The sequence below is a fragment of the Nocardioides caldifontis genome, from assembly GCF_008087345.1.
Classification (GTDB): Bacteria; Actinomycetota; Actinomycetes; order Propionibacteriales; family Nocardioidaceae; genus Marmoricola_A; species Marmoricola_A caldifontis.
Genome location: NZ_VHIB01000019.1, coordinates 1 through 21,452, shown reverse-complemented (window position 1 = coordinate 21,452; position 21,452 = coordinate 1). Strand labels below are relative to the sequence as shown.

Genomic DNA, 21,452 nt, shown 5'->3' with positions numbered 1-21,452 from the left:
GTCAGCCGAGCGACCTAGCCGCTGCGGCAAGCAACCGCTCGTCCCAGTCGGCGAGGAACCGCTTGAGCCCGTACGACGCGAGGGCCGCTTCACGGGCCGTCGCTCCGACGGCACGGGCCTCCTCGGGATCAGCGACGAAGCGGCGCACCGCCGCGACCAGCTGCTCGGGACTGTTGGTGAGCACCCCGGCACCGGGTGGCACGGCTCGGGCCGCCTCCGTGACGTCGAGCGCGACCACCGGCATCCCGAGGTGCATCGCCTCGAGCAGCGACAGCCCCAACGACGTCCATCGGGCGGTGTGGATGTAGACCCGCCGGCGGGCCAGCTCGGCGTGCATCCGCTCCTGCGGGAGGTCCTCGAACGGCGTGACGCCGTCGAGGTCGAGCTGGTTGACGCGCATCCCGAAGGCGTCGACCGGAAGCGCCTCTGCGAGGACCGGAAGCAGGTCGGTGCCGACGGCCCGTCCCCTGCGCACGGGATCGTTGATGGCCACGGCAGCGTGGGGCAGCTCGCCGGTGTAGCGATGGCCCGGGTCGACGATCCCGTGTTCGACGACGTCGGTGGGGGCGCTGCCGCAGTCCCAGAAGAGCCGGTTGAAGTGGGTGACGTGGATGATCGGCACCTCGCGCTGGTCGGCCATCGGATGGCGGGAGTACGGCACGTCACCGCCAGGGGTGTTGTGCTCGACGTACACCGCCGGAACGTCGCGGCCCGGGCGCCGTCCCGTCCACCGCTCACAAAGCACGGCCTCGTGCGGCCGCTGCAGCACCACGACGTCGAACTGGGCCTCCGCAAGCCGGTCGACAGGCACCTCGACAACCGATGACGGCCAGTCCCAGGTCAGGGCCCGGCCCAGCCCGGCGGGCCCGCGGTCCGGCGTGACGGGGAGCAGGTAGTCGTGATCGCCCTGCACGAACGAGGTCGTCCAGGAACCGTGCACGTGCCACAGCAGCACTCTCACCCGCCGTCTCCCCTGCCCAGCGCGCGGAACAACCATCCCGCGGCGCGCCACTTGTCCGGGTCGAGCGCAAGCCGGCCGTCCACGACGCGCGGCACCTCGACGACGTCGGTCAGCGCCACCGGGTCGAGCCCCCGGAACTCCTCCCAGTCGGTGAGCACCATGACCAGTTCCGCGCCCCGGCAGGCGTCCTCCACCGACACGTCGACGGCCAGATCGCGGTGTTCCCGCCGAACCCGGTGGCCGGCCTCCGGGTCGTAGACGTGGACGTCGGCGCCCGCGCGGCTCAGCCGCCCCGCGATGTCGAGCGCCGGGGAGTCGCGGACGTCGTCCGAGCCGGCCTTGAACGCTGCCCCCAACACAGCGATCCTCCTACCGGCGGCGTCGCCCGACAGCAGCCTGAGGGCGAGCTCGACGGTGCGGGTCCGTTGCCGTGTGTTCACCGCATCGACCTGCCGCAGCAGACCGGCGGGCTCCTCGAGGCCGAGCTCCTCGGCACGCGCGACGAAAGCGCGGGTGTCCTTGGGCAGGCATCCGCCGCCGAAGCCGATCCCGGGACCGAGGAAGCGGTCCCCGATGCGGGTGTCCAGGCCGAGGATCGTGGTGAGGTCGGCGACATCGGCGGCGGCCTGCTCGCAGACCTCCGCAAGGAGGTTCACGAGAGAGATCCGGGTCGCCAGCATGACGTTGGCCGATACCTTCGCCAGCTCGGCGGTCGCCAGATCGGTGCGGATGACCGGGACGCCGGCATTGAGGATCGCCGCGTAGACGTCACGCAGCAGCTGGTCAGCCGCGTCGTCCTCGACCCCGAACACCAGGCGGTCCGGCCGTAGGGAGTCCTCCACCGCATGTCCCTCACGAAGGAACTCAGGGTTCCAGGCGATGCCCACATGGCGCCCCGCCGGTGCGCGCTCCCTGAGCCGGGCACCGAGTCGGGTGGCGGTTCCGACCGGCACCGTGGACTTGCCCACGACAAGGCTGTGCGGCGTGAGCAGCGGGGCCAGCGCGTCGACCACCGACTCGAGAGCGGTGAGGTCAGCGGCCTGGCTGTCCGCCCGTTGTGGGGTTCCCACGCAGAGGAAATGGACGTCGGCGTCCGTGGCGGCTTCCAGCGTGGTGGAGAAGGTGAGCCGGCCTTCCTCGACGCCATCGAGCAACAGCGCGTCGAGCCCCGGTTCGTGGAAGGGAGCGCGGCCGGTGCGGAGCACGTCGACCCGGTCCTCGCTGGTGTCGACTCCGATCACGGAGTGACCCAGCGATGCCAGACAGGCTGCATGGGTTGCGCCGAGGTATCCGGTGCCGATCACGGAAACGCGCACAGGTCAGCGGGTACCCACTTCGCTGGCACCAAATCCGACTTCCTCTTGACATTCGGAGAGCCACTTCCCTCATGCGTTTCGAAGCGTCTCTCCGCGGGAACGAGACTCGCCATGGGCTAGTACTTCTCAGGCCCGGACGAGAGGACGACGGGTGAAGGTTCTCGGGATCAACGCGCTCTTCCACGACCCCGCTGCGGCCCTGGTGATCGACGGCGAGACCGTCGCGGCGGCCGAGGAGGAGCGGTTCTCGCGGAGGAAGCACGGCCACCGCCCGGTGCCCTTCGCCGCATGGGAGCTGCCCGAGCTCGCCGCTCGCTGGTGCCTCAGGCACGTCGGTCTGGACATCTCCGACGTCGACGCGGTCGCCTACTCCTACGACCCCTCGCTCGCGCGCCCCGCCGACGAGCTGGGGCTGGACGACCCCTGGGACCACCTCCGGCAGACCTATGCCCAACGCGCTCCGGGATTCCTGGCCTCCGCGCTTCCAGGGCTCGACCCGGCCGCGGTCCGCTTCGTGCCGCACCACGTGGCGCACGCCGCCTCGGCCGGCCTCGCCTCGCCGCACCACGAGGACGCGGACGTCCTCGTCCTGGACGGGCGGGGCGAGTCGGCCAGCCACCTGGCCGGCCACTACGCGGCGGGGCAGCTCGAGGTGTTCCGCACCCAAGAGCTGCCGCACTCGGTCGGGCTGCTCTACGAGACCGTGACCGAGCACCTCGGATTCCTGCGGAGCAGCGACGAGTTCAAGGTCATGGCGTTGGCGTCGTACGGCAAGCCCCGGTTCATCGACGAGCTGCGGCGGGCGGTGTACACCACCGGCGACGGCGGCTTCCGGACCGAGCGCATCGACTGGCAGTCGCTGGTGAAGAGCCGGTCTGCCGACGAGGAGTGGACCCAGGACCACGCCGACCTGGCGTGCAGCGTGCAGCAGCGGCTCGAGGAGGTCCTGCTCGAGCTCAGCAGCTGGCTCCACGGCCAGACCGGCAGCCGCGCCCTCACGCTGGCCGGCGGCGTGGCCCTCAACTGCGTCGCGAACACCACGATCTTCGAGGAAGGCCCCTACGACCACGTCTGGGTCCAGCCCGCCGCGGGCGACGCCGGTACGGCGCTGGGCGGCGCGCTCCACGTCGCACGGGCCGAGGGGGACGTCACCGCGCCGATGCCCGGCGCCGACCTCGGCCGCGGGTGGAGCGACGACGACATCGAGGCGTGGCTCACGACGGCACGGGTCCCCTTCGAGCGGCCCGACGACGTGGCCGAGGCGGTCGCCGAGTGCTTGGCCGGGAACGGGGTGGTGGCCTGGTTCCAGGGGCGCAGCGAGTACGGCCCACGCGCGCTGGGCCGGCGCTCGCTGATGGCCCACCCCGGCCACGAGAGGAACCTCGAGCGGCTCAACGACGTCAAGGGGCGTGAGCAGTTCCGACCAGTCGCGCCGATGGTGCTGGCGGAGCGGGCGCCGGCGATCTTCTCGAGGGGTCCGCTGCCCTCGCCGTACATGCTCTTCGTCCACGACGTGGCCAAGGAGTGGCGCGACCGGATCCCCGCCGTCGTCCACGTCGACGGCACCGCCAGGGTGCAGACCATCGACGACGAGCAGGAGCCGCTGGTCGCGCGGACGCTGCGGGCGTTCGAGCGGCGCACCGGGCTCCCGGTCGTGATCAACACCAGCCTCAACACCGCCGGCAGGCCGATGGTCGACGATCCGAGGGACGCGCTGGAGTGCTTCGGTTCCGCCCCGGTGGACCTGCTCGCCATCGGTCCGTTCGTCGTCCGCCGTCCTCCGATGGTCACCCCATGAGCGAACCGCTGACCTCGATCGTCGTGCCGACCGTCGGCAGGCCCAGCCTCCGGGCCCTCCTGGAGGCCCTCACCTCGGGCACGCGGCCGGTCCCCGGCCCGGTCGTGGTCGTCGACGACCGCCGTGACGGACCCGACCTGGCCACCGAGCTCGACGACCTCGCGATCGACCTGCGCGTGGTGCGCTCGGGAGGCGGGGGGCCGGCCCGGGCGCGGAACATCGGCTGGCGCCACGCCCGCACCCCGTGGGTCAGCTTCCTCGACGACGACGTGGTGACCGACCCCGACTGGGCCGAGCGGCTCTCCGAGGACCTTTCCGCGGTGCCGTCCTCCGTCGCCGGCAGCCAAGGGCGGGTCCGCGTGCCGCTGCCGCTCGACCGGCGCCCCACGGACTGGGAGCGGACGACCGCCGGACTGGTCACGGCCCTGTGGATCACCGCCGACATGAGCTACCGCCGCGCGGCGCTGGTCGCGGTCGGCGGGTTCGACGAGCGGTTCCCGCGGGCCTTCCGTGAGGACGCCGACCTCGGGCTCCGGATCACCGGGACGCAGGGCGAGATCGTCCGCGGCAGCCGGTGGATCACCCATCCGGTCCGCCCTGTCGACGACCGGGTCAGCGTCCGCGTCCAGGCCGGCAACGCCGACGACTTCCTGATGCGCGCGCTCCACGGCCGTGACTGGCGTGCTCGGGCCTCCGCCCCCCGGGGGCGCCGCGGGCGGCACGTCGCCATCACCGCTGCTGCCGCCGTCGGGGTGGCCGGTGCGCTCACCGGCCACCCGCGTCCCGCCGTCGCCGGTGCCGCCGGTTGGCTCGCCGGGACGGCCGAGCTCGCGTGGGCGCGCATCGCCCCGGGGCCACGGGACGCCTCGGAAGTGCGCCGCATGGTGCTGACGAGCGCCGTGATCCCGGTGGCCGCCACCTACCACTCCGTCCGGGGCGCCTGGCGCCACCGCGGTGCCCGACCGTGGCACGGCGTGCCCGACCTCGTGCTCCTCGACCGTGACGGGACGCTCGTCCACGACGTGCCCTACAACGGTGACCCCGCCAAGGTCAGCCCCGTGGACGACGCCCGGCAGGCGCTGGACCGGCTCCGCGGTGTCGGCGTGCGGGTCGGCGTGGTGAGCAACCAGTCCGGCATCGGCTCCGGCCTCCTCACCCACGACCAGGTGCAGGCGGTGAACACGCGGGTGGAGGAGCTGCTCGGGCCGTTCGACGTCTGGCGGTATTGCCCGCACGACCGTGACGAGGGGTGCGACTGCCGCAAGCCCGCGCCCGGCATGGTCAAGGCGGCGTGCGATGAGCTGGGCGTCCCGCCCGAACGCACCGTCCTCGTGGGGGACATCGGCTCCGACGTGGCCGCCGCCGAGGCGGCCGGCGCCCACGGACTTCTCGTCCCGACGCCGCACACCCGGGCCGAGGAGGTGACCGCTGCCGACCACGTCGCGACCACCCTGACCGACGCCGTCGACGACCTCCTGGCGGGGAGATGGTGAGCGCCTCCCTGGTCGTCCGCAGCGACAACGCCGGCGACGTGTTCCTGGCCGGACCCGCGGTCCGGGCGGTCGCCGCCGGCAGCGACCGGGTCACGGTCCTCGCCGGGCCGCAGGGACGCGCGGCGGCGGCGCTCCTCCCGGGCGTCGACGAGGTGCTCGAGTGGCGGGTGCCGTGGATCGACGCCACCCCGGACGCGGTCCGCCGCGACGACGTCGACGCGGTCGTCGACCTGCTCGCGGGGCGCCGGTTCGACCGCGCCCTGGTGCTCACCTCGTTCCACCAGTCCCCGCTCCCGATGGCGCTGCTGCTCAGGATGGCGGGCGTCCCGTGGATCGGCGCGATCAGCGTCGACTACCCGGGTTCGCTCCTCGACCTGCGCCACCACGTCGACGAGATGCTCCCCGAGGCCGAGCGGGCGCTCTCGCTCGCCGAGGCGGCCGGGTTCCGGCTGCCGCCCGGGGACACCGGCGCCCTCGCCGTACGCCGTCCGCTGCCGGACGTGAACCACCTGGTCCCGCAGGAGCCGTACGTCGTCCTCCACCCCGGGACCTCCGTGCCGGCACGGGCGTGGCCCGCCGAGAGGTACGGCGAGGCCTGCTCGCTGCTCCTCGCCGCCGGCCGGGCGGTCGTCGTCACCGGAGCACCGTCCGAGTCCGCGCTCACCGCTGCCGTCGCCGCACCCGGCGCCGTCGACCTCGGCGGCCGCACGGGGCTGGCCGAGCTCGCCGCCGTGCTCGAACGTGCCGAGGCGGTGGTGGTCGGCAACACCGGCCCCGCGCACCTGGCTGCCGCGGTCGGCACGCCGGTGGTCTCCCTCTTCGCGCCCACCGTGCCGGCGGCGCGCTGGGCGCCCTACCGCGTGCCGACGGTGCTCCTGGGCGACCAGCACGCGGCGTGCCGCGACACGCGGTCCACGACGTGCCCCTTCCCGGGACACCCCTGTCTCTCCTCGGTGGGGGCCGACGACGTCGTCCGTGCGGTCCGGGAGGTCGCGGGCGACGAACGGTGGGGGCCGACAGCCGCCGGCACGGGTGGAAGGAGCAGTGCATGGGCTCGGTGAACGACCCGGTGAACGCCATGAACGTCGCCCTCGTCTCGGAGCACGCGAACCCCCTCGCCGCCGTCGGCGGCGTCGACGCCGGAGGGCAGAACGTCCACGTGGCCGCCCTGGCAGCGCAGCTGGCCGCACGCGGCCACGGTGTGACGGTGTTCAGCAGGCGGGACGACCCCTCGTCGCCGGTGCGGGTGGAGACCGACGGGTACGTCGTGGAGCACGTGCCGGCGGGTCCGCCGTCGGAGGTCCCCAAGGACGAGCTGCTCCAGTACATGCCCGCCTTCGCCGACCACCTCCGCGACCGGTTCCTCCAGGAGCGCTTCGACGTCGTCCACGCCCACTTCTGGATGAGCGGCGTCGCCTCGCTCGCGGCGGCCCGGACGACCGGCGTCCCGGTCCTGCAGACGTTCCACGCGCTGGGGTCCGTGAAGCGGCGCCAGCAGGGAAGCCGGGACACCAGCCCCGCGACGAGGATCCCCCACGAGCGGCGGCTCTGCCGGAGCGTCGACCACGTCGTGGCGACCTGTCGCGACGAGCTCCGCGAGCTCTACCCTCTCGGGCTCGCCCCGAGCCGGGCGTCGGTCATCCCCTGCGGGGTGGACACCTCCCTCTTCCGGCCGCTCCCCGCGCAGCGCAACGGTCGGCCCCGGCTCCTCGTGATCGGGCGGCTGGTGGAGCGGAAAGGCGTCGGCAACGTCATCGAGGCGGTCGCCGCCCTTCCGGGGGTCGAGCTCGTCGTCGCCGGAGGTCCGGCCGCCGACCTGCTCGACACCGACCCCGAGGTCGGCCGGCTCCGGCGCCTCGCTCGCGACCTGCGCGTGGCGGACCGCGTCACCTTCACCGGTGCCGTGGGCCGGGCCGACGTGCCGGCACTCATGGCAGCGTCCGACGTGGTGGTCGCGGTGCCGTGGTACGAGCCGTTCGGCATCGTTCCCCTCGAGGCGATGGCCTGCGGCAGACCCGTGGTCGGCTCCGCCGTGGGCGGCTTGCTCGACACCGTCGTACCGGGGGTGACCGGCGAGCTCGTCGCACCCCGCCGGCCCGACCTCCTCGCCGACGTCCTGCGTTCCCTGCTCTCCGACCACGCCCGCCGGGCCGCCTACGGCCGTGCCGGACGGCGCCGCGCCGTCGCGACCTACCAGTGGAGCCAGGTCGCGGCGGCCACCGAGGAGGTCTACGCCAGCGTCGCCGACCAGGTCGCCGCCACCCGACCACGTCCCACGCTGCACCTGCGATCAGGAGCGAGCCGATGAACGACAGCCACGTGCACACCACCCCGAGCTCGCGTCGCCACCTCGACGAGCTCATCGAGGCCGCGCACGCCTTCGAGCCGTGCGTCGAGGTGGCCGACTCGTGGGGGACCCGGTTGGCCAGCGTCCTCGACGCCGGGGGCCGGCTGCTCGCCGCGGGCAACGGCGGCAGCGCCGCGCAGGCCCAGCACCTCACCGCCGAGCTGGTCGGCCGCTACCGGGACGACCGGCCTCCGTTCAGCGCCATCTGCCTGACGGCGGAGACCTCCAGCCTGACGGCGATCTGCAACGACTACCCGCCCGAGGAGCTGTTCGCCCGCCAGGTCGAGGCCCACGGCCGGCCCGGCGACGTGCTGGTGGTGATGTCCACGAGCGGACGCAGCCCCAACGTGGTGGCCGCCGCCGAACGGGGCCGGAAGGTGGGCATGCAGGTCTGGGCCTTCACCGGACCGCGCCCGAACCCGCTCTGCGAGGTGGCCGACGAGGCCCTGTGCGTCGACGCACGGTTCACCGCGACGGTGCAGGAGCTCCACCTGGTCGGGCTGCACATCATGTGCGCAGGGCTCGACCGCGAGCTCGGCGTGATCCCGGCCCAGACACCTCGCCAGCGGTCGTTCGCCGCCGACGCACTCCCCGGGTGGGTGTCGTGAGCCGCCCGCTCGTCGTCGTCGGCGACGCGCTGCTCGACGTGGACCTGGAGGGACGGGCCACCCGGCTGACCCCGGACGCACCCGTCCCGGTCCTGGACGACCTCGCCGAGCGTCCGCGGCCGGGTGGGGCCGCCCTCGCCGCCGCCATGGCCGCCGTCGACGGCCACGAGGTGGTCCTCGTGACGGCGCTGGGCGACGACGACGCCGGCCGCGAGGTCGAACGGCTGCTCAACGGCGTCACCGTCCACCGGCTTCGTCACGACGGACCCACGCCGGTCAAGAAACGCGTGCGTGCGGCCGGTCAGTCACTGCTCCGGCTCGACACCGGGACCACGCCAGGCACCCTGGAGGACGACGTGACCGGCCTCGAGCCGCTGCTCCGCTCGGCGTCGGCGGTGCTCGTCTCCGACTACGGCCGCGGCGTCACGTCGCTCCCCGCGCTGCGCCGGCTGTTGACCGACCTGCCTCGTCGTACGCCCGTGGTCTGGGACCCACACCCCCGGGGCAGCGAGCCTGTGCCCGGCGTACGGCTCGCGACCCCGAACGAGGCGGAGGCGGCCGCGTTCGCCGAACGGCTGGACGTCGCCGCAGCCGGCGGGTCCCCTCTCGCGGCCGCCGGGCGACGGGCGGACGCGCTGGTGGCCGGCTGGCAGGCGCAGGCGGTCGCCGTCACCCTCGGCTCGCGCGGGGCCCTGCTGTCGTACGGCGAGGGCGCCCCCGTCGTGACTCCGGCACCGGAGGTCGTGGGGCTGGACCCCTGCGGGGCAGGCGACCGGTTCGCCTCGATCGCCGCACTCGGCCTGGCTGCCGGGAAGGTCACGACCGAGGCGGTGCAGGACGCCGTCCTCGGGGCGGCCGCCTACGTCGGTGCGGGCGGCCCCGCGTCGCTCCTCGGCGCACCGCCGCCGACGACTGACGCCGGCCGTGGCGCCGAGGAGCTGGTGGTGACGGTGGCCGCACGAGGCGGGACCGTCGTGGCGACCGGCGGGTGCTTCGACCTGCTCCACGCCGGTCACGTCGCCACCCTGCGCGCGGCGCGGCGGCTCGGGGACTGCCTGGTCGTCTGCCTCAACAGCGACGACTCCGTGCGCCGGCTCAAGGGGCCCACGCGGCCCCTGGTCCCCGCCGCCGACCGGGCCCGGGTGCTCGAAGCGCTGGAGTGCGTGGACGCCGTGGTCGTCTTCGATGAGGACACTCCGGTGGAGGTGCTCCGACGACTGCAGCCGCACGTGTGGGCCAAGGGAGGCGACTACGCCGGCGCCGACGTCCCCGAGGCGGCGGTCCTCCGGGAGTGGGACGGTCAGGCCGTCGTCCTGCCCTACCTCCGCGGCCGCTCCACCACCGGCCTCGTCGAGACGGCGGTCGCCACCCGAGCCGTGCCCGACCCCGACATCGACACCCACACCCACACCCACACCGAAACCGTCATCGACCCCGAGGAGAGCCCTGCATGAGCGCACCCGACACGTCAGCCCCGCGCACCGGTGCGCCGTCCGCCCCGCCGGCGCTCGGCACGGTCCTGGTCACCGGAGGAGCCTCCGGGCTGGGGCGGGCCGTCGCCCAGGCCGTCGCCGAGGAGGGCGGCAGGCCGGTGGTGCTCGACCGGGTCAAGGCCGACCTCGACGTCGAGCAGGAGATCGTCGACCTGACCGACCCGCGCGCTGCCGAGGAGGTCGTCCGCGGGGTCTCGCAGCGCGTCGGCGGCATCGACGCCGTCGTCACCTGCGCCGGTACCGACGCCTGCGGACGGCTCGAGGACGTGGCGCCCGAGGAGTGGGACCGCGTCGTGCAGGTCAACCTCATCGGCACGGTGGCGGTGGTCCGGGCCGCGCTGCCGGACCTCCTCGAGCGCCACGGCCACGTGGTCACCGTCGCCTCGACGCTGGGGCTCAGGGCGCTCAGCGACGCGACGGCCTACTGCGCCTCGAAGTTCGGCGTGGTCGGGTTCAGCCGTGCCCTCGCTGTGGAGACGCAGGGGCGCATGGGAGTCACGATGCTGGTCCCCGGAGGGATGCACACGGCCTTCTTCGACGGCCGCGCCGACCAGTACAAGCCGCCCGCCGACGCCAAGCTCAACCAACCGGAGGACGTCGCCCGGACGGTGCTGTTCGCGCTGCGTCAGCCGCCCGGCTGCGAGGTACGGGAGCTCGTCGTCACGCCGTCGCTCGAGGGGTCCTGGCCCTGAGCGACCCGATCACTGGCTCCGTGACGAGGACCGGCCGTCGCCGGCTGCTCGTCCTGCGCGCGCTCGGGCTGGGGGACCTCCTCGCCGGCGTCCCGGCGCTACGGGCGCTCCGCCGTGCCCACACCGACCACGAGCTGGTCCTGGCCACGCCCCGGTCGCTGGAGCCCCTCGTGCGGCTCGTGGACGCCGTCGACGTGGTCCTGGACGCCTCGGGGCTCGAGCCGCTCCCTTGGACGGGTCCGCCGCCCGCGCTCGCGGTGAACCTGCACGGCAAGGGGCCGGAGAGCCACCGGGTGCTCTCGTCCCTGCAACCGGGGCGCCTCGTCGCGTTCGGCTGCCCGGAGGCAGGGCATGCCGGACCGAGGTGGCGCGCCGAGGAGCACGAGGTGCACCGCTGGTGCCGCCTGGTGGAGGAGGCGTTGGGCGTCGACGCGGACCCCTCCGACCTGCTCCTCCCCCGGCCACCGGAGCCGGCCGTGCGATCCGGCGTGGTCGTCGTCCACCCGGGCGCGGCGTACCCCGCGCGCCGGTGGCCGGTCGACCGCTTCGGCGAGGTGGCCGCCTGGCTCGCCGAGCAGGGGTGCGACGTCGTGGTCACCGGGGGCCCGCAGGAGCGGTTCCTCGCCGAGGAGCTCCGCCGCCGTGCGGGCCTGCCGCCCGGCGCGGTGGTCGCGGGCGAGACCGACCTGGCCGAGCTCGCGGCGCTGGTGGCCGCTGCCCGGCTCGTGGTCTGCGGGGACACCGGGGTGGCCCACGTGGCCTCCGCGTACGGCACCCCATCGGTGCTCCTCTTCGGGCCCACCTCGCCTGCTCGGTGGGGACCGCCGGGGCAGGGGCCGCACACGGTGCTCTGGCACGGCGACGGCACCGGGGACCCGTGGGGTTCCGAGCCGGACGCGTCGCTGCTGCTGATCACCGTCGAGGAGGTGGTGGCCGCGTGCCGGCCGCTCCTCAGGAACCCGACTGCGTGCGGGTCGTCTGGGCGAACCACTCCAGCGTCCGCTTGAGCCCCTCCTCGAGGATGGTCCGCGGCTGCCAGTCCAGGAGCTCCGCGGCAAGCGTGGTGTCCGGGCGGCGCAGCTTCGGGTCGTCGACGGGCAGGTCGACGAACTCGAGCGGCGAGTCGGACGCGGCGAGCGCACGGACCTGCTCGGCCAGCTCACGCATCGTCAGCTCGTCGGCGCTGCCGATGTTGACCGGCCCCGGGTGGCCGCTCGCAGCCAGGGCGAGGATCCCCTCCACCGTGTCCTCGACGTAGCACAGCGACCGCGTCTGGCTTCCGTCACCGGCGACCGTGAGGGGCCGGCCGGCGAGGGCCTGCGACATGAAGGCCGGGATGGCGCGGCCGTCGTCGAGCCGCATGCGCGGCCCGTAGGTGTTGAAGATCCGGACGATGGTGGCGTCGACCCCGCGCTCCTTCCGGTACGCCGTGGTGAGCGACTCGGCGAACCGCTTCGACTCGTCGTACACGCTCCGCGGCCCGATCGGGTTGACGTTGCCCCAGTAGGTCTCCGGTTGAGGGTGTACCAGCGGGTCGCCGTACACCTCGGAGGTCGAGGCGAGCAGGAAGCGGGCGCCCCGCGCCTCGGCCAGCCGCAGCGCGTTCCAGGTGCCCTCGCTGCCGACCCGGAGCGTCTCCAGGGGGTGCTCCAGGTAGTGCACGGGCGAGGCCGGTGACGCCAGGTGCAGGACCACGTCCACCTCGCCCTCGACCTCCAGCCCGGCGCACACGTCCCGCCGGACGAGGCTGAAGCCGGGCTCGTGCTCCAGGTGGCGGACGTTGTCCGGGGTCCCGGTCAGGAAGTTGTCGACGGCGACGACCTCCGCGTCGAGATCGATCAGCCGCTCGCACACCCACGACCCCACGAACCCGGCGCCGCCGGTGACGACGACACGCCTGCCCACCCAGTGTTCTCTCATGTGGCACTCACAGGTCTTCGGTACCCAATGTCGGCGGGTTTGAGCGTCGAGTGCTGTCGGCATCAACCGGTCAGGCGGTCAGAGAACAGCCAGCCGGCAGGCGGCCAGGGAGGCATGGGAAGTCCGTGGCCAGGTCCCGCGTCGAGGCCGGATCACCGCAGCCGGACCCTGCCTGCCCCGATCGGTGTGCGGAAGAGGACGTAGGGCTTGCGGCGCTCGTCCCGTCCGGCGTGGTACCTCGCCTGCCGGTAGAGCGGGTTGGCCGTCACGTACAGGTAGCCGTCGGCGGCGACCGACATGGTGTCCGGCCAGAGCAGCCGCTCGTCGTGGACGACCGGCTCCCAGGAACCGTCAGGGAGCCGATGGTGGATGGCGTTGTGCTCGCCGTCGGTGACGTAGAGCCGCCCCTGGTCGTCGGTCTCCATCCCGTCCCCGGCGGAACCCTTGTCGCCCTCGTCCACGACGGTGGCGGCGACCTCGTCGTCCGACAGGGATCGGTCGACGAGGGCCTCCGTGGCGACGCTGTACCAACGGCGCGACGAAAGCGGGCAGTAGTACAGCCGGGAGCCGTCGGCGGCGATCGCGATGCCATCGGCGCCCATCAGCACCGGTGCGGTGGAGCCGTCCTCGGACCGTTCGCAGAAGTCGACTCCTTCGACCACCATGCGCAGGTCGGGAGGGTGCAGTGCCTTGGTGCTCGGATGGTCGTGGAGCCGGCGCCATGACTCGCCGGTGGCGAGGTCGACCACGATGATCCCGTTCGGGCCGGAGTCGGAGGAGTCGGTGATGTAGGCGATGCCGGCCTCGCCCCAGCCTTCGCCGGGGCGCAGGTCGAAGCGGACGTCGTTGAGGTACGTCGTCGGCAGCGCGACGGTCGGCGAGATGGTGATGACCTGCTGCACCGTGTCGGTGTCCAGGTCGACGCAGACCAGCTTCGGTCCACCAGGCTTCGTCTCGGCGAACATCGGCGCACCGGTGTCCAGCACCCAGAGCCGGTCGGCCGGGTCGACCACGATGCTCTGCACCGACACGAACGCCGACGCGTCGTCATCCCCGTTCGGTGAGTTCCACGCCTGGCTCGGGTACGGCACCTCCTCACCATCGCGAAGCTCCACGACCGTTGCGGCCACGTCGTCACCCCACTGGGGGAAGTTGACGAAGACCCGGCCCCGGTCCGACACGCTCACCCCGGTGGGCATCGGGCCGGTGAAGGTGTGCACGACCTCCAACGAGCCGACCGCCTCGTCGACCGCGGGCTCGCCCGGCGCGGTCACCCGCTGGTTCCGGCGAAGGCCGCGGTCAAGTGCCGAGCCGCCGCCTGCTGGGCGTCCTCGGCCTTCTCCAGAACTGCGGCGGCGCCGAAGAACTCGTGCATGACGCCGTCGTAGTGACGCACCTCCGTGGGCACTCCAGCGGCCTCGAGCCGGCGGGCGAGCTCCTGTCCCTGGCTCCGGAGGACGTCTCGGTCTGCGGTGATCACCAGCGTGGGCGGCAGTGCTGCCAGTCGCTCCACCGGGACACCGAGGAGGTCGACGCGCGGGTCCTTCGCGGCCTCCGGCTTGCCCTCGAAGGCATGCATCGCCATCCACGACAGCAGCGCCCGGTTGAGCGGCCGGCCATCGGCGGCGTCGTCCATCGAGTCGCCGTACTGCTCGGCCGTCGTCAGTGGGTAGACACAGACCTGCGCGGCAGGCAGCGGCTCACCGGCCTCGGCGAGCTGGAGGCAGGTTGCCGCGGCCATGGTGCCCCCGACCGACTCGCCTCCGATGCCGACCCGCGCCGGGTCACCGCCGAAGGAGCCGGCGTTGGCCACCACCCAGCGGTAGGCGGTGAGCACGTCGTCGTGGGAGGCGGGAAAGCCCGCTTCGGGTGCGCGCCGGTAGTCCGGTGACACGACGATCGCGCCGGTCTTGTTCGCCAGCCCCCGACAGGAGGCGTCGTAGGTGTCGATGTCGAACAGGACCCAGCCACCGCCGTGGATCCACATGATCACCGGACGCGGCCCCGGCCCACCCGACTCGGGGGTGTAGACCCGCAACGTCTGCTCGCCACCGCCGGCGTCCGGGATCCTGAGGTCGTCCACCGAAGCGACCGGCTCCGGGCCGTCGATGCCCCGCTCGGCCATCACCTTCTTCACCGCGGCGTCCGGGCCCGGCTGCCTGCGCGCCTGGTCAGGCTCCAGGATCTCGAAGGGCAACGGGCCCAGCGAGGAGTGCGCATCGACGATCGCCTGGGCCTCCGGGTCCAGCAGCCCCGAGGCGTCCGTGGCCATCTCCTTCTGCTTCCCGGAGAGCATGTCGCGGACGCGGTCGAGCGGCTTGGCGAGCATCCCGGCAATGTGCTCGGCAAGACCCTCGTCCGGCGCATGCGGATGCGGACGCGTAGGCGCTCGCCGCTTCGCGGCGAGGAACTGCTTGCCGAGCTCGGCCATCCGTTCGGCTCCCGCCTTGGCCCGGAACTCCGGGAGCTCCTCGTCCTCCTCGTCGTGGACGTGGTGGCGGACGACCTCCATCAACCGAGCGAGAGCCTGCTCGAACTCCTGCTCTCCGGGTTCCGTGCGCCCGAGCACCACCAGCAGCTCCTTGATCTGCTGGTGCTCGTGCTCGGCGTCGTCGTGCTCGTCCTCCATCCCGACCTCGGGCCAGTCCGGGTAGAGCACGGTCTCCTCCGCGAAGGCGTGCAACGCCAGCTCGAAGGAGATCTGGTCGACCAGCACCCGCCGGTTGCCGCGGCCGGCTTCCAGGTGCTGGAACTGCCGCTCGACGATCGCGTGGTCGTCGGCGATCAGATGGTCGATGTCACCCGGTCGGGTCGGGTAGGACAGGGCCACGTCGGCCTCCTCGTCTCGATGGTTCGACCACCTCAGCCGGTGGTCGCAGGGCAGTCAGCCGGCACGAGCATCGGAGTTCACCGTCTCGGCAGGACGAGTGCACGCATGCTTGGCGCGTACCCAGCTCTCGACGAGCCAACGCGTGCTTCGACGCCCACGAGCGTTTCGGCGACGACCGAGAGGGTCGACGCTAACCCCACTCCGGGATCGCGTCGCCGAGCAGGCCCCGCAGCCGATCGACGTCCTCGGCGACACGGCCCCAGAACCTCCGGCGCACTGCTGGGGCGATGGCCACGTTGCCGGATCCGACGTGGTGGCGCGCGCCGTGGCACTCCTCGTCCCAGTAGGGAGGGGCGCCGACATGGTCGTACAGCGCAGCGATCTCCCGACGCCGCTGGTGCAGCAACCTCTCCTGCACGACGATCCTGAGCGCCGCGCGGGGGAACACCTCCAGGAACGGCTGCAACCGGGAGAAGTACCGGCTGCGGGCGACGTACTGGCTGTCGGGGTCGAGGAGCGCCTCGGACATCGTCCGACGCTCCGTCCCCTCCCGCCGGTGGTGCTCGAACTGGGACACGGCCCGCTCCACGGGATCCCGGACGAGGTAGACCAGCCGCACGTCCGGGGCGACGGACGCCATCCTGCGTGCCACCTCAGGGAACGTGGGCGAGGTGTACGCCGGGGAACACTCGCCTCGGATCGGCGCGCGGTCGTCGAACTGCGCGGCGTACCAGCCCACCCCACGGTGCCACTGGCCGGACCTCCACCAGGTCTCGGACTCCCCGTGCGGAGCACGCTCGGGGCCATTGAAGAAGTTCAGCTCCTTCAACCGCGACATCCTGATGTCAGGATGGGCATCCAGGTAGGCGTGCACCGCAGTGGTCGCGCACTTCATCGCGCCGATCACGATCACTTCCGGCGGCCGGCAACTCTCCACGACACGGGTATACCTCAGGATCCGGCGTCCTCCGGGCTCGCTCGTCACCAGCCACAGCGGCCGGGTGGCTCCACCTCCCGCCGTCAGCCCCAGGTCGGAACAGGAGAACCCCGCCTGACGCGTTTCCGCAGGTCAGACGGGGTTCGGTGGCTCCCCCGGTTGGACTCGAACCAACAACCCTCCGGTCGCACGTGAGTCGCGTTCTGGCCGTGAGCAGTCGAGCGCTCCGACTTAGGCGGATGAGTGCACGGGTGCGCGGACTTGTGCTCTGACCTGCGGGAATGCCACCCACCGCGGGTGATCCCAGCCCACTCAACCGTCACTAGAATTTCCCCACCACTGGTCGCTCTTGTGCCGTCGAGCGTACGCTTCCGCGCGGCAAAGTTGTCACAAAGTTGTCACTGCTCGAGTGCCGAGCACCGCCGAACTGACGGGCAGCGGTCGTGACCGGCAACTCGAACCATCGGGTGCCTTCCCGCTGCCAGGTCCCGAGCTGGCCGCGAGGCGCATCAGAAGGCATCGCAGCGCAGCACACCCGGCTGGCCCGCCCTTGCCTACATACGTTCACGCACGCATGTAACCTCGGCACATGCCGGTGCAAGTGAGACGACAAGAGGAGCGTTCGGCCGCAACGCGCCGGGCCCTGCTGGACGCCACGGTGACCTGCCTGGCCGAGCTCGGCTACGTGGGCACGACCAGCGCTGCGGTGGCGGAGCGGGCTGGTCTGTCGCGCGGGGCGCAGTTGCACCACTTCGGCACGCGTGACCAACTATTAGTGGCAGCCGTCGAGCACCTGGCGCAGAAGCGCCTACGGCGAGTGCGAGATCAGATGTCTCGATTGGGACGCTCAGATGGCCGACAGGAGAAGTCGTCGACCACGCAGAACCCTGAAACAGCACTCAGGCTATTGGCAGAGGCCCTGTCCAACCCGCTGTACGCGGCGAGTCTGGAGCTGTGGGTGGCCGCCCGCTCACACCGCGCCTTACGGACGGAGCTAGTTCCCGCTGAGGACCGCGTCAACGCCGAACTCGCCGAGATCTGCCGCACCTACGTCACTGACGACTCGATCGAGATCAGGCTGACGTTGGACCTCCTCCTCGGTCGCGGAGTCAGCGGTCTGCTCGCGCCACATTCCAGCCGCCACCAGGCGGAGGCCCTGAACGCTTGGGCACGGCGCCTGCGCGGAGCTCCCCGTGGTTGACATGCGAGCCTTGATCGCCACTTGGGCGCAGAAGTTTGGTACGCACCCTGATGGCGCCGAGCTGCCGGCCCACCACGCCCACTGCCTGGGGTGCGGGCCCGACAATCCGCACGGCCACCGGTTGAGCGTGACTCGCCAGGGCGACGGCGTGCAGGCGTGGCACACCTTCGACGACCGTCACGTGGGCGCGCCCGGAATCGTCCACGGCGGCGCGGTGGCCACAGTGATTGACGACTTCTATGGGTTCCTCCTTTACCTTGAGGGCGGACCAGCGGTTACCCGTCAGCTGTCCATTGAATACTTGGCGCCGGTGCTCATAGGAACGACGTACAAGCTGGAAGCTCATGTGACCCGCCGTGAAGGACGGAAGCTTCTCGTGGCTGCCAGCGCGAGCGGTCCCGGTGACCGACCAGTGGTGTCCTCGACCGCCGTGTTCGTGAAGGTAGGAGTGGAACACTTCGCCCGAGCGGCGGACGCTCCGAGCACGTGAGTGGCAAGTCCACATCAACGCACTGCCCCGGAGACGCCGCCTGCCGCACGAGTCCACGTTGAGGGCGACGCTCAAGGACCGTAGGAACCCGCGGCAGGTCAGACTCAGCGCCTAGCTGTACTCGGCCGTCAGGTTGGTGACAGTCGGGTCGTCGGCGGAAGTCCGCCGAGCGCGGTGTGGCGGCGTTCAGTGTTGTAGTGCTCGAGCCAGGGGGCAAGCGCGGCGCAGCGGTCGTCGTTGCTGAGGAAGACCTCCCGGTAGGCCCACTCGACCTGCAGGGTGCGGTTGAACCTTTCGACCTTGCCGTTCTGCCAGGGGCAGTGGGGTCGGATGAACTTGTGCTTCGCGCCAAGTGCGGCGATGGCATTGCGGACGTCGGTGGAGCGTCGGTAGGACCAGTGATTGTCGGTCATCACCCGCTCGATCTGGTCGATGCCGTGCGCAGCGAACTGCTCGGCGGCGCGCAGCATGAACGCCGCGCAGGTCGGACCGGTCTCGTCAGGAAGGATCTCTGAGTAGGCCAGGCGCGAGTAGTCGTCGACCATCGAGTGCACGTAGTCGTAGCCGATCTTGGTTCGCTTGTTCCTATGGGTGCCGGTGACTTCGCGCCCGAGGGCTTTCCAACCGCCTCCGTCGGGGATCTTGCCGATCTTCTTGACGTCGACGTGGACCAGCTCGCCGGGCTGGTCGCGTTCGTAGCGCACCGCGGTGGTCTTCGAGGATCGGATCACCTCGCCGGTCAGCGGGTCACACTCGCGCAGATAGGGCAGGCCGTGGCGGCGCAGAATCCGGGACACCGTGCGGGCCGGCACGCCGAGCTCGGGACCGATCCAATCCTGACCACGGCGCTGCTCGCGGCGCATCGCCACGACCGCTTCCGCGACCTCGACCGTCGTCTGGGACGGGCAGTGGTGCGGGCGAGAAGAACGATCGTGCAGACCGGCTTCGCCTTCCTCGCGGAAGCGGTTGATCCAGCGGTGCGCACACTGCCGAGAGACACCCTGGGCCTTGGCGGCATGGGCGACCGCCCAGCCCTGCTCACAAACACGCTCGACGAGTAGTTGCCGGCCACGCACGTTCAGGCGGGCATTACGGTGGGACACGAGGACCTCCGGACGGTAGGCGACTTAGACACTCACCCACCGCACCCGTGTCAACGGCGGCTGAAAACTGACCCCTTTCCGTCGGTTGAAAGTTGACCCCCTCGGGTTCTAGTTCTCCTCGTTGACGGCCGCAGGGACGCGGCCGAGTTCTCGGTTCTTCAGCCGGTAGGAGTCGCCCTTCAGCGCGATGACTTCGGCGTGGTGGACGAGTCTGTCGATCATGGCGGCGGCGACGGTGTCGTCGCCGAAGACCTCGCCCCAGCGGGCGAAGTTCTTGTTGCTGGTGACGATGAGGCTGGCGCGTTCGTAACGTGATGAGACGAGCTGGAAGAACAGGTTGGCGGCTTCTGGTTCGAAGGGGATGTAGCCGACCTCGTCGATGACCAGGACCGGGTAGCGCACCAGGCGACGGAGTTCGTCTTGGAGTCTGCCGGCGTGGTGGGCTTCGGCCAGGCGGTCGACCCATTGGGACGCGGTCGCGAACTGGACCCTGTGTCCGGCCTGGCAGGCGCGGATCGCCAATCCGGTGGCCAGGTGGGTCTTGCCGGTGCCGGGCGGCCCGAGCAGGACGACGTTCTCCTTAGCGGCGACGAAGTCCAGGGTCCCCAGGTGGGCGATGGTCTCCCGCTTCAAGCCGCGGGCGTGGTCGTAGTCGAAGTCCTCCAGGCTCTTGCGAGCGGGGAACCGGGCGGCCCGGATCCGGCCCTCGCCGCCGTGGGACTCACGGGCTGAGACCTCGCGTTGCAGGCAGGCGGCGAGGAACTCTTCATGGGTCCAGGACTCCTCCCTTGCTCGTTCGGCCAGCCGCTGGATCGAGTCGCGCAGCGTCGGTGCCTTCAACGCCCGGGTGAGGAACTCCAGCTCTGAGGTGACGTCGCGACCGGTCTTCGCGCCCGGGGTTCGAGGGCTGATCGTGGTTCGGGTGGCCATCAGACGACCTCATCCTCGACGACGTCGACCAGCCCCAGTGCCCGGTCATAGGAGCCCAGGGAGCGGATCTCTGAATCGCCCCGGGTCTGATGGAGGCTCTCAATCCTGGAAAGGATGATGAGAGTCATGGCTGCACCGAGGAAGTACAGCGCGGAGTTGCGGGACCGTGCGATCCGGATGGCGCTCGACGCCCGACAAGACCCCGAGACCCGGACCGGCGCGATCAAGCGGATCGCCGATCAGCTGGGGATCCACCCCGAGGCACTGCGGACCTGGGTCCGCCAGGCCGAGGTCGACGGCGGTGTTCGACCGGGCACCAGCACCGATGACTCGACTCGGATCGCCGAGCTCGAGCGCGAGGTCCGCGAGCTGCGTCGGGCGAACGAGATTCTGAAGACGTCCGCAGCGTTTTTCGCCGCAGCGGAGCTCGACCGCAAGATCAAGTAGCCCGCGAGGTGCCGGTCGCGGTGGTCGTCGACTACATCGACGCCCACCGCGACCGCCTCGTCGAAGGCAAGAAGCTCGGAGTCGAGCCGATCTGCACCGTCCTGTCCGAGGCCGGCGTGCAGATCGCTCCGAGCACCTACTACGCAGCCAAGACCCGGCCGCCGTCGGCCCGCGCGGTCCGCGACGCCGAGCTGGTCGAGGACATCAAGGTCGCCCACAAGGCCAACCTCGGTGTCTACGGCGCCCGCAAGATCCACGCCGAGCTCAACCGCGAAGGCGTCAAGGTCGCCCGCTGCACCGTCGAGCGGCTCATGCGCGCAGAAGGGTTGCGGGGGATCCCGCGGGAGAAGACCCGCAAGACCACCGTCGGCGACGGCGCGGAGACCGAGAGGCCCGAGGATCTGGTCGACCGCAAGTTCGCCGCCACGGCACCGAACCAGCTCTGGGTGGCCGACCTGACCTACGTCAGAACGCACGCCGGCTGGAGCTACGTCGCGTTCGTCCTCGACGTCTTCAGCCGGATGATCGTGGGCTGGCAGGTCTCCACCAGCCTGCGCACCGACCTGGCACTGGACGCCCTCGACATGGGGCTGTGGGCCCGGCAGCGAGCCGGGCAGGACGTCACCGGCCTGATCCACCACTCCGATCGCGGAGTTCAATATCGAGCGATTCGCTACACCGAGCGGCTCGCCGAGGCCGAGGCGGTCGCGTCGGTCGGAAGCCGAGGCGACAGCTACGACAACGCGATGGCCGAGGCGCTGGGGGTGTCAGATGAGCTGTGTAAACGGTCGGGCTCGTCGGCGGGCAGGCTGTGCCTGCTCGTGGAAGGAGACCTACCGGTATGTCAGAGCAGAAGCCGACCTCGAAGTCCAAGTCCGCGCGGGTG

At 71.7% G+C, this 21,452-nt stretch carries 21 protein-coding genes; 12 read left to right on the top strand and 9 right to left on the bottom strand.

What is annotated here, in order from left to right; genetic code table 11:
• Position 1: 1 nt before the first annotated feature.
• Entirely contained in the window at positions 2 to 961 is a 960-nt protein-coding gene (locus FIP57_RS22395; protein ID WP_148576007.1) for a glycosyltransferase, read from the bottom strand.
• The gene (locus FIP57_RS22390) at positions 958 to 2,265 is read right to left on the bottom strand and encodes a UDP-glucose dehydrogenase family protein (protein WP_238993681.1); all 1,308 of its coding nucleotides are present in this window, start codon (positions 2,263 to 2,265) and stop codon (positions 958 to 960) included. Before FIP57_RS22390 ends, FIP57_RS22395 begins: the two co-directional genes overlap by 4 nt.
• Before the next feature lie 163 nt (positions 2,266 to 2,428).
• On the opposite strand from FIP57_RS22390, the gene FIP57_RS22385 reads away from it, so the two are divergent.
• Genes FIP57_RS22385 through FIP57_RS22350 form a run of 8 tightly spaced genes read left to right on the top strand, consistent with a single transcriptional unit; the run spans position 2,429 to position 11,715 of the window.
• The gene (locus tag FIP57_RS22385) at positions 2,429 to 4,075 is read left to right on the top strand and encodes a carbamoyltransferase family protein (RefSeq protein ID WP_148576003.1); all 1,647 of its coding nucleotides are present in this window, start codon (positions 2,429 to 2,431) and stop codon (positions 4,073 to 4,075) included.
• Entirely contained in the window at positions 4,072 to 5,568 is a 1,497-nt protein-coding gene (locus tag FIP57_RS22380) for an HAD-IIIA family hydrolase (RefSeq protein WP_148576000.1), read from the top strand. Before FIP57_RS22385 ends, FIP57_RS22380 begins: the two co-directional genes overlap by 4 nt.
• Entirely contained in the window at positions 5,565 to 6,629 is a 1,065-nt protein-coding gene (locus FIP57_RS22375; protein WP_203231418.1) for a glycosyltransferase family 9 protein, read from the top strand. Before FIP57_RS22380 ends, FIP57_RS22375 begins: the two co-directional genes overlap by 4 nt.
• On the top strand, positions 6,617 to 7,876 hold the full coding sequence (locus tag FIP57_RS22370; RefSeq protein WP_238993680.1) for a glycosyltransferase: 1,260 nt from the start codon (positions 6,617 to 6,619) through the stop codon (positions 7,874 to 7,876). Before FIP57_RS22375 ends, FIP57_RS22370 begins: the two co-directional genes overlap by 13 nt.
• Positions 7,873 to 8,523 carry a D-sedoheptulose-7-phosphate isomerase gene (locus tag FIP57_RS22365; RefSeq protein ID WP_148575996.1) on the top strand — a complete coding sequence of 217 codons (651 nt, stop codon included), beginning with the start codon at positions 7,873 to 7,875 and terminating at the stop codon, positions 8,521 to 8,523. The genes FIP57_RS22370 and FIP57_RS22365 overlap by 4 nt, the downstream gene beginning before the upstream one ends.
• Positions 8,520 to 9,977: a PfkB family carbohydrate kinase gene (locus tag FIP57_RS22360; RefSeq protein ID WP_148575994.1), complete on the top strand. Its 1,458-nt coding sequence runs from the start codon at positions 8,520 to 8,522 to the stop codon at positions 9,975 to 9,977. The genes FIP57_RS22365 and FIP57_RS22360 overlap by 4 nt, the downstream gene beginning before the upstream one ends.
• On the top strand, positions 9,974 to 10,708 hold the full coding sequence (locus FIP57_RS22355; protein WP_148575992.1) for an SDR family oxidoreductase: 735 nt from the start codon (positions 9,974 to 9,976) through the stop codon (positions 10,706 to 10,708). Before FIP57_RS22360 ends, FIP57_RS22355 begins: the two co-directional genes overlap by 4 nt.
• Positions 10,709 to 10,728: 20 nt before the next feature.
• Positions 10,729 to 11,715, top strand: a complete 987-nt coding sequence (locus FIP57_RS22350) for a glycosyltransferase family 9 protein (RefSeq protein ID WP_238993679.1) — start codon at positions 10,729 to 10,731, stop codon at positions 11,713 to 11,715.
• Here FIP57_RS22350 and FIP57_RS22345 read toward each other — a convergent pair.
• The 4 genes from FIP57_RS22345 to FIP57_RS22330 all read right to left on the bottom strand — a co-directional run bounded on the left by FIP57_RS22345 (position 11,660) and on the right by FIP57_RS22330 (position 16,395).
• Entirely contained in the window at positions 11,660 to 12,613 is a 954-nt protein-coding gene (locus FIP57_RS22345) for a UDP-glucuronic acid decarboxylase family protein (protein WP_238993678.1), read from the bottom strand. The two genes, FIP57_RS22350 and FIP57_RS22345, sit on opposite strands and share 56 nt — an antisense overlap.
• Positions 12,614 to 12,780: 167 nt before the next feature.
• Positions 12,781 to 13,902: an L-dopachrome tautomerase-related protein gene (locus FIP57_RS22340; protein WP_203231417.1), complete on the bottom strand. Its 1,122-nt coding sequence runs from the start codon at positions 13,900 to 13,902 to the stop codon at positions 12,781 to 12,783.
• A complete protein-coding gene (locus FIP57_RS22335) occupies positions 13,899 to 15,458 on the bottom strand; it encodes an alpha/beta hydrolase fold domain-containing protein (protein WP_148575986.1) in 1,560 nt (519 codons plus the stop codon). The genes FIP57_RS22340 and FIP57_RS22335 overlap by 4 nt, the downstream gene beginning before the upstream one ends.
• Before the next feature lie 190 nt (positions 15,459 to 15,648).
• Positions 15,649 to 16,395, bottom strand: coding sequence for a sulfotransferase family protein (locus FIP57_RS22330; protein WP_148575984.1), 747 nt, complete (start codon positions 16,393 to 16,395; stop codon positions 15,649 to 15,651).
• A gap of 589 nt (positions 16,396 to 16,984) precedes the next feature.
• Here FIP57_RS22330 and FIP57_RS22325 point away from each other — a divergent pair.
• Both FIP57_RS22325 and FIP57_RS22320 read left to right on the top strand, forming a co-directional pair.
• The gene (locus tag FIP57_RS22325; RefSeq protein WP_148575982.1) at positions 16,985 to 17,596 is read left to right on the top strand and encodes a TetR/AcrR family transcriptional regulator; all 612 of its coding nucleotides are present in this window, start codon (positions 16,985 to 16,987) and stop codon (positions 17,594 to 17,596) included.
• A gap of 1 nt (position 17,597) precedes the next feature.
• Positions 17,598 to 18,086: a PaaI family thioesterase gene (locus tag FIP57_RS22320; RefSeq protein WP_148576078.1), complete on the top strand. Its 489-nt coding sequence runs from the start codon at positions 17,598 to 17,600 to the stop codon at positions 18,084 to 18,086.
• A 128-nt stretch (positions 18,087 to 18,214) separates the two neighbouring features.
• Here the strand turns inward: FIP57_RS22320 and FIP57_RS22315 are convergent, their stop codons facing one another.
• The 3 genes from FIP57_RS22315 to FIP57_RS24375 form a co-directional block, all read right to left on the bottom strand.
• Positions 18,215 to 19,189, bottom strand: coding sequence for an IS481 family transposase (locus FIP57_RS22315; protein WP_148575980.1), 975 nt, complete (start codon positions 19,187 to 19,189; stop codon positions 18,215 to 18,217).
• Between the two features lie 108 nt (positions 19,190 to 19,297).
• Positions 19,298 to 20,119: an IS21-like element helper ATPase IstB gene (gene istB, locus FIP57_RS22310; RefSeq protein ID WP_148575978.1), complete on the bottom strand. Its 822-nt coding sequence runs from the start codon at positions 20,117 to 20,119 to the stop codon at positions 19,298 to 19,300.
• On the bottom strand, positions 20,119 to 20,247 hold the full coding sequence (locus FIP57_RS24375) for a hypothetical protein (protein WP_275266194.1): 129 nt from the start codon (positions 20,245 to 20,247) through the stop codon (positions 20,119 to 20,121). The genes istB and FIP57_RS24375 overlap by 1 nt, the downstream gene beginning before the upstream one ends.
• Here FIP57_RS24375 and FIP57_RS22305 point away from each other — a divergent pair.
• Positions 20,246 to 20,566 (top strand): transposase, encoded by a 321-nt coding sequence (locus FIP57_RS22305; RefSeq protein ID WP_162529937.1) that lies wholly within the window; start codon positions 20,246 to 20,248, stop codon positions 20,564 to 20,566. The two genes, FIP57_RS24375 and FIP57_RS22305, sit on opposite strands and share 2 nt — an antisense overlap.
• A gap of 8 nt (positions 20,567 to 20,574) precedes the next feature.
• Positions 20,575 to 21,452, top strand: an 878-nt coding sequence (locus FIP57_RS22300; protein ID WP_148575973.1) for an IS3 family transposase, incomplete at its 3' end; no start/stop codon positions are given.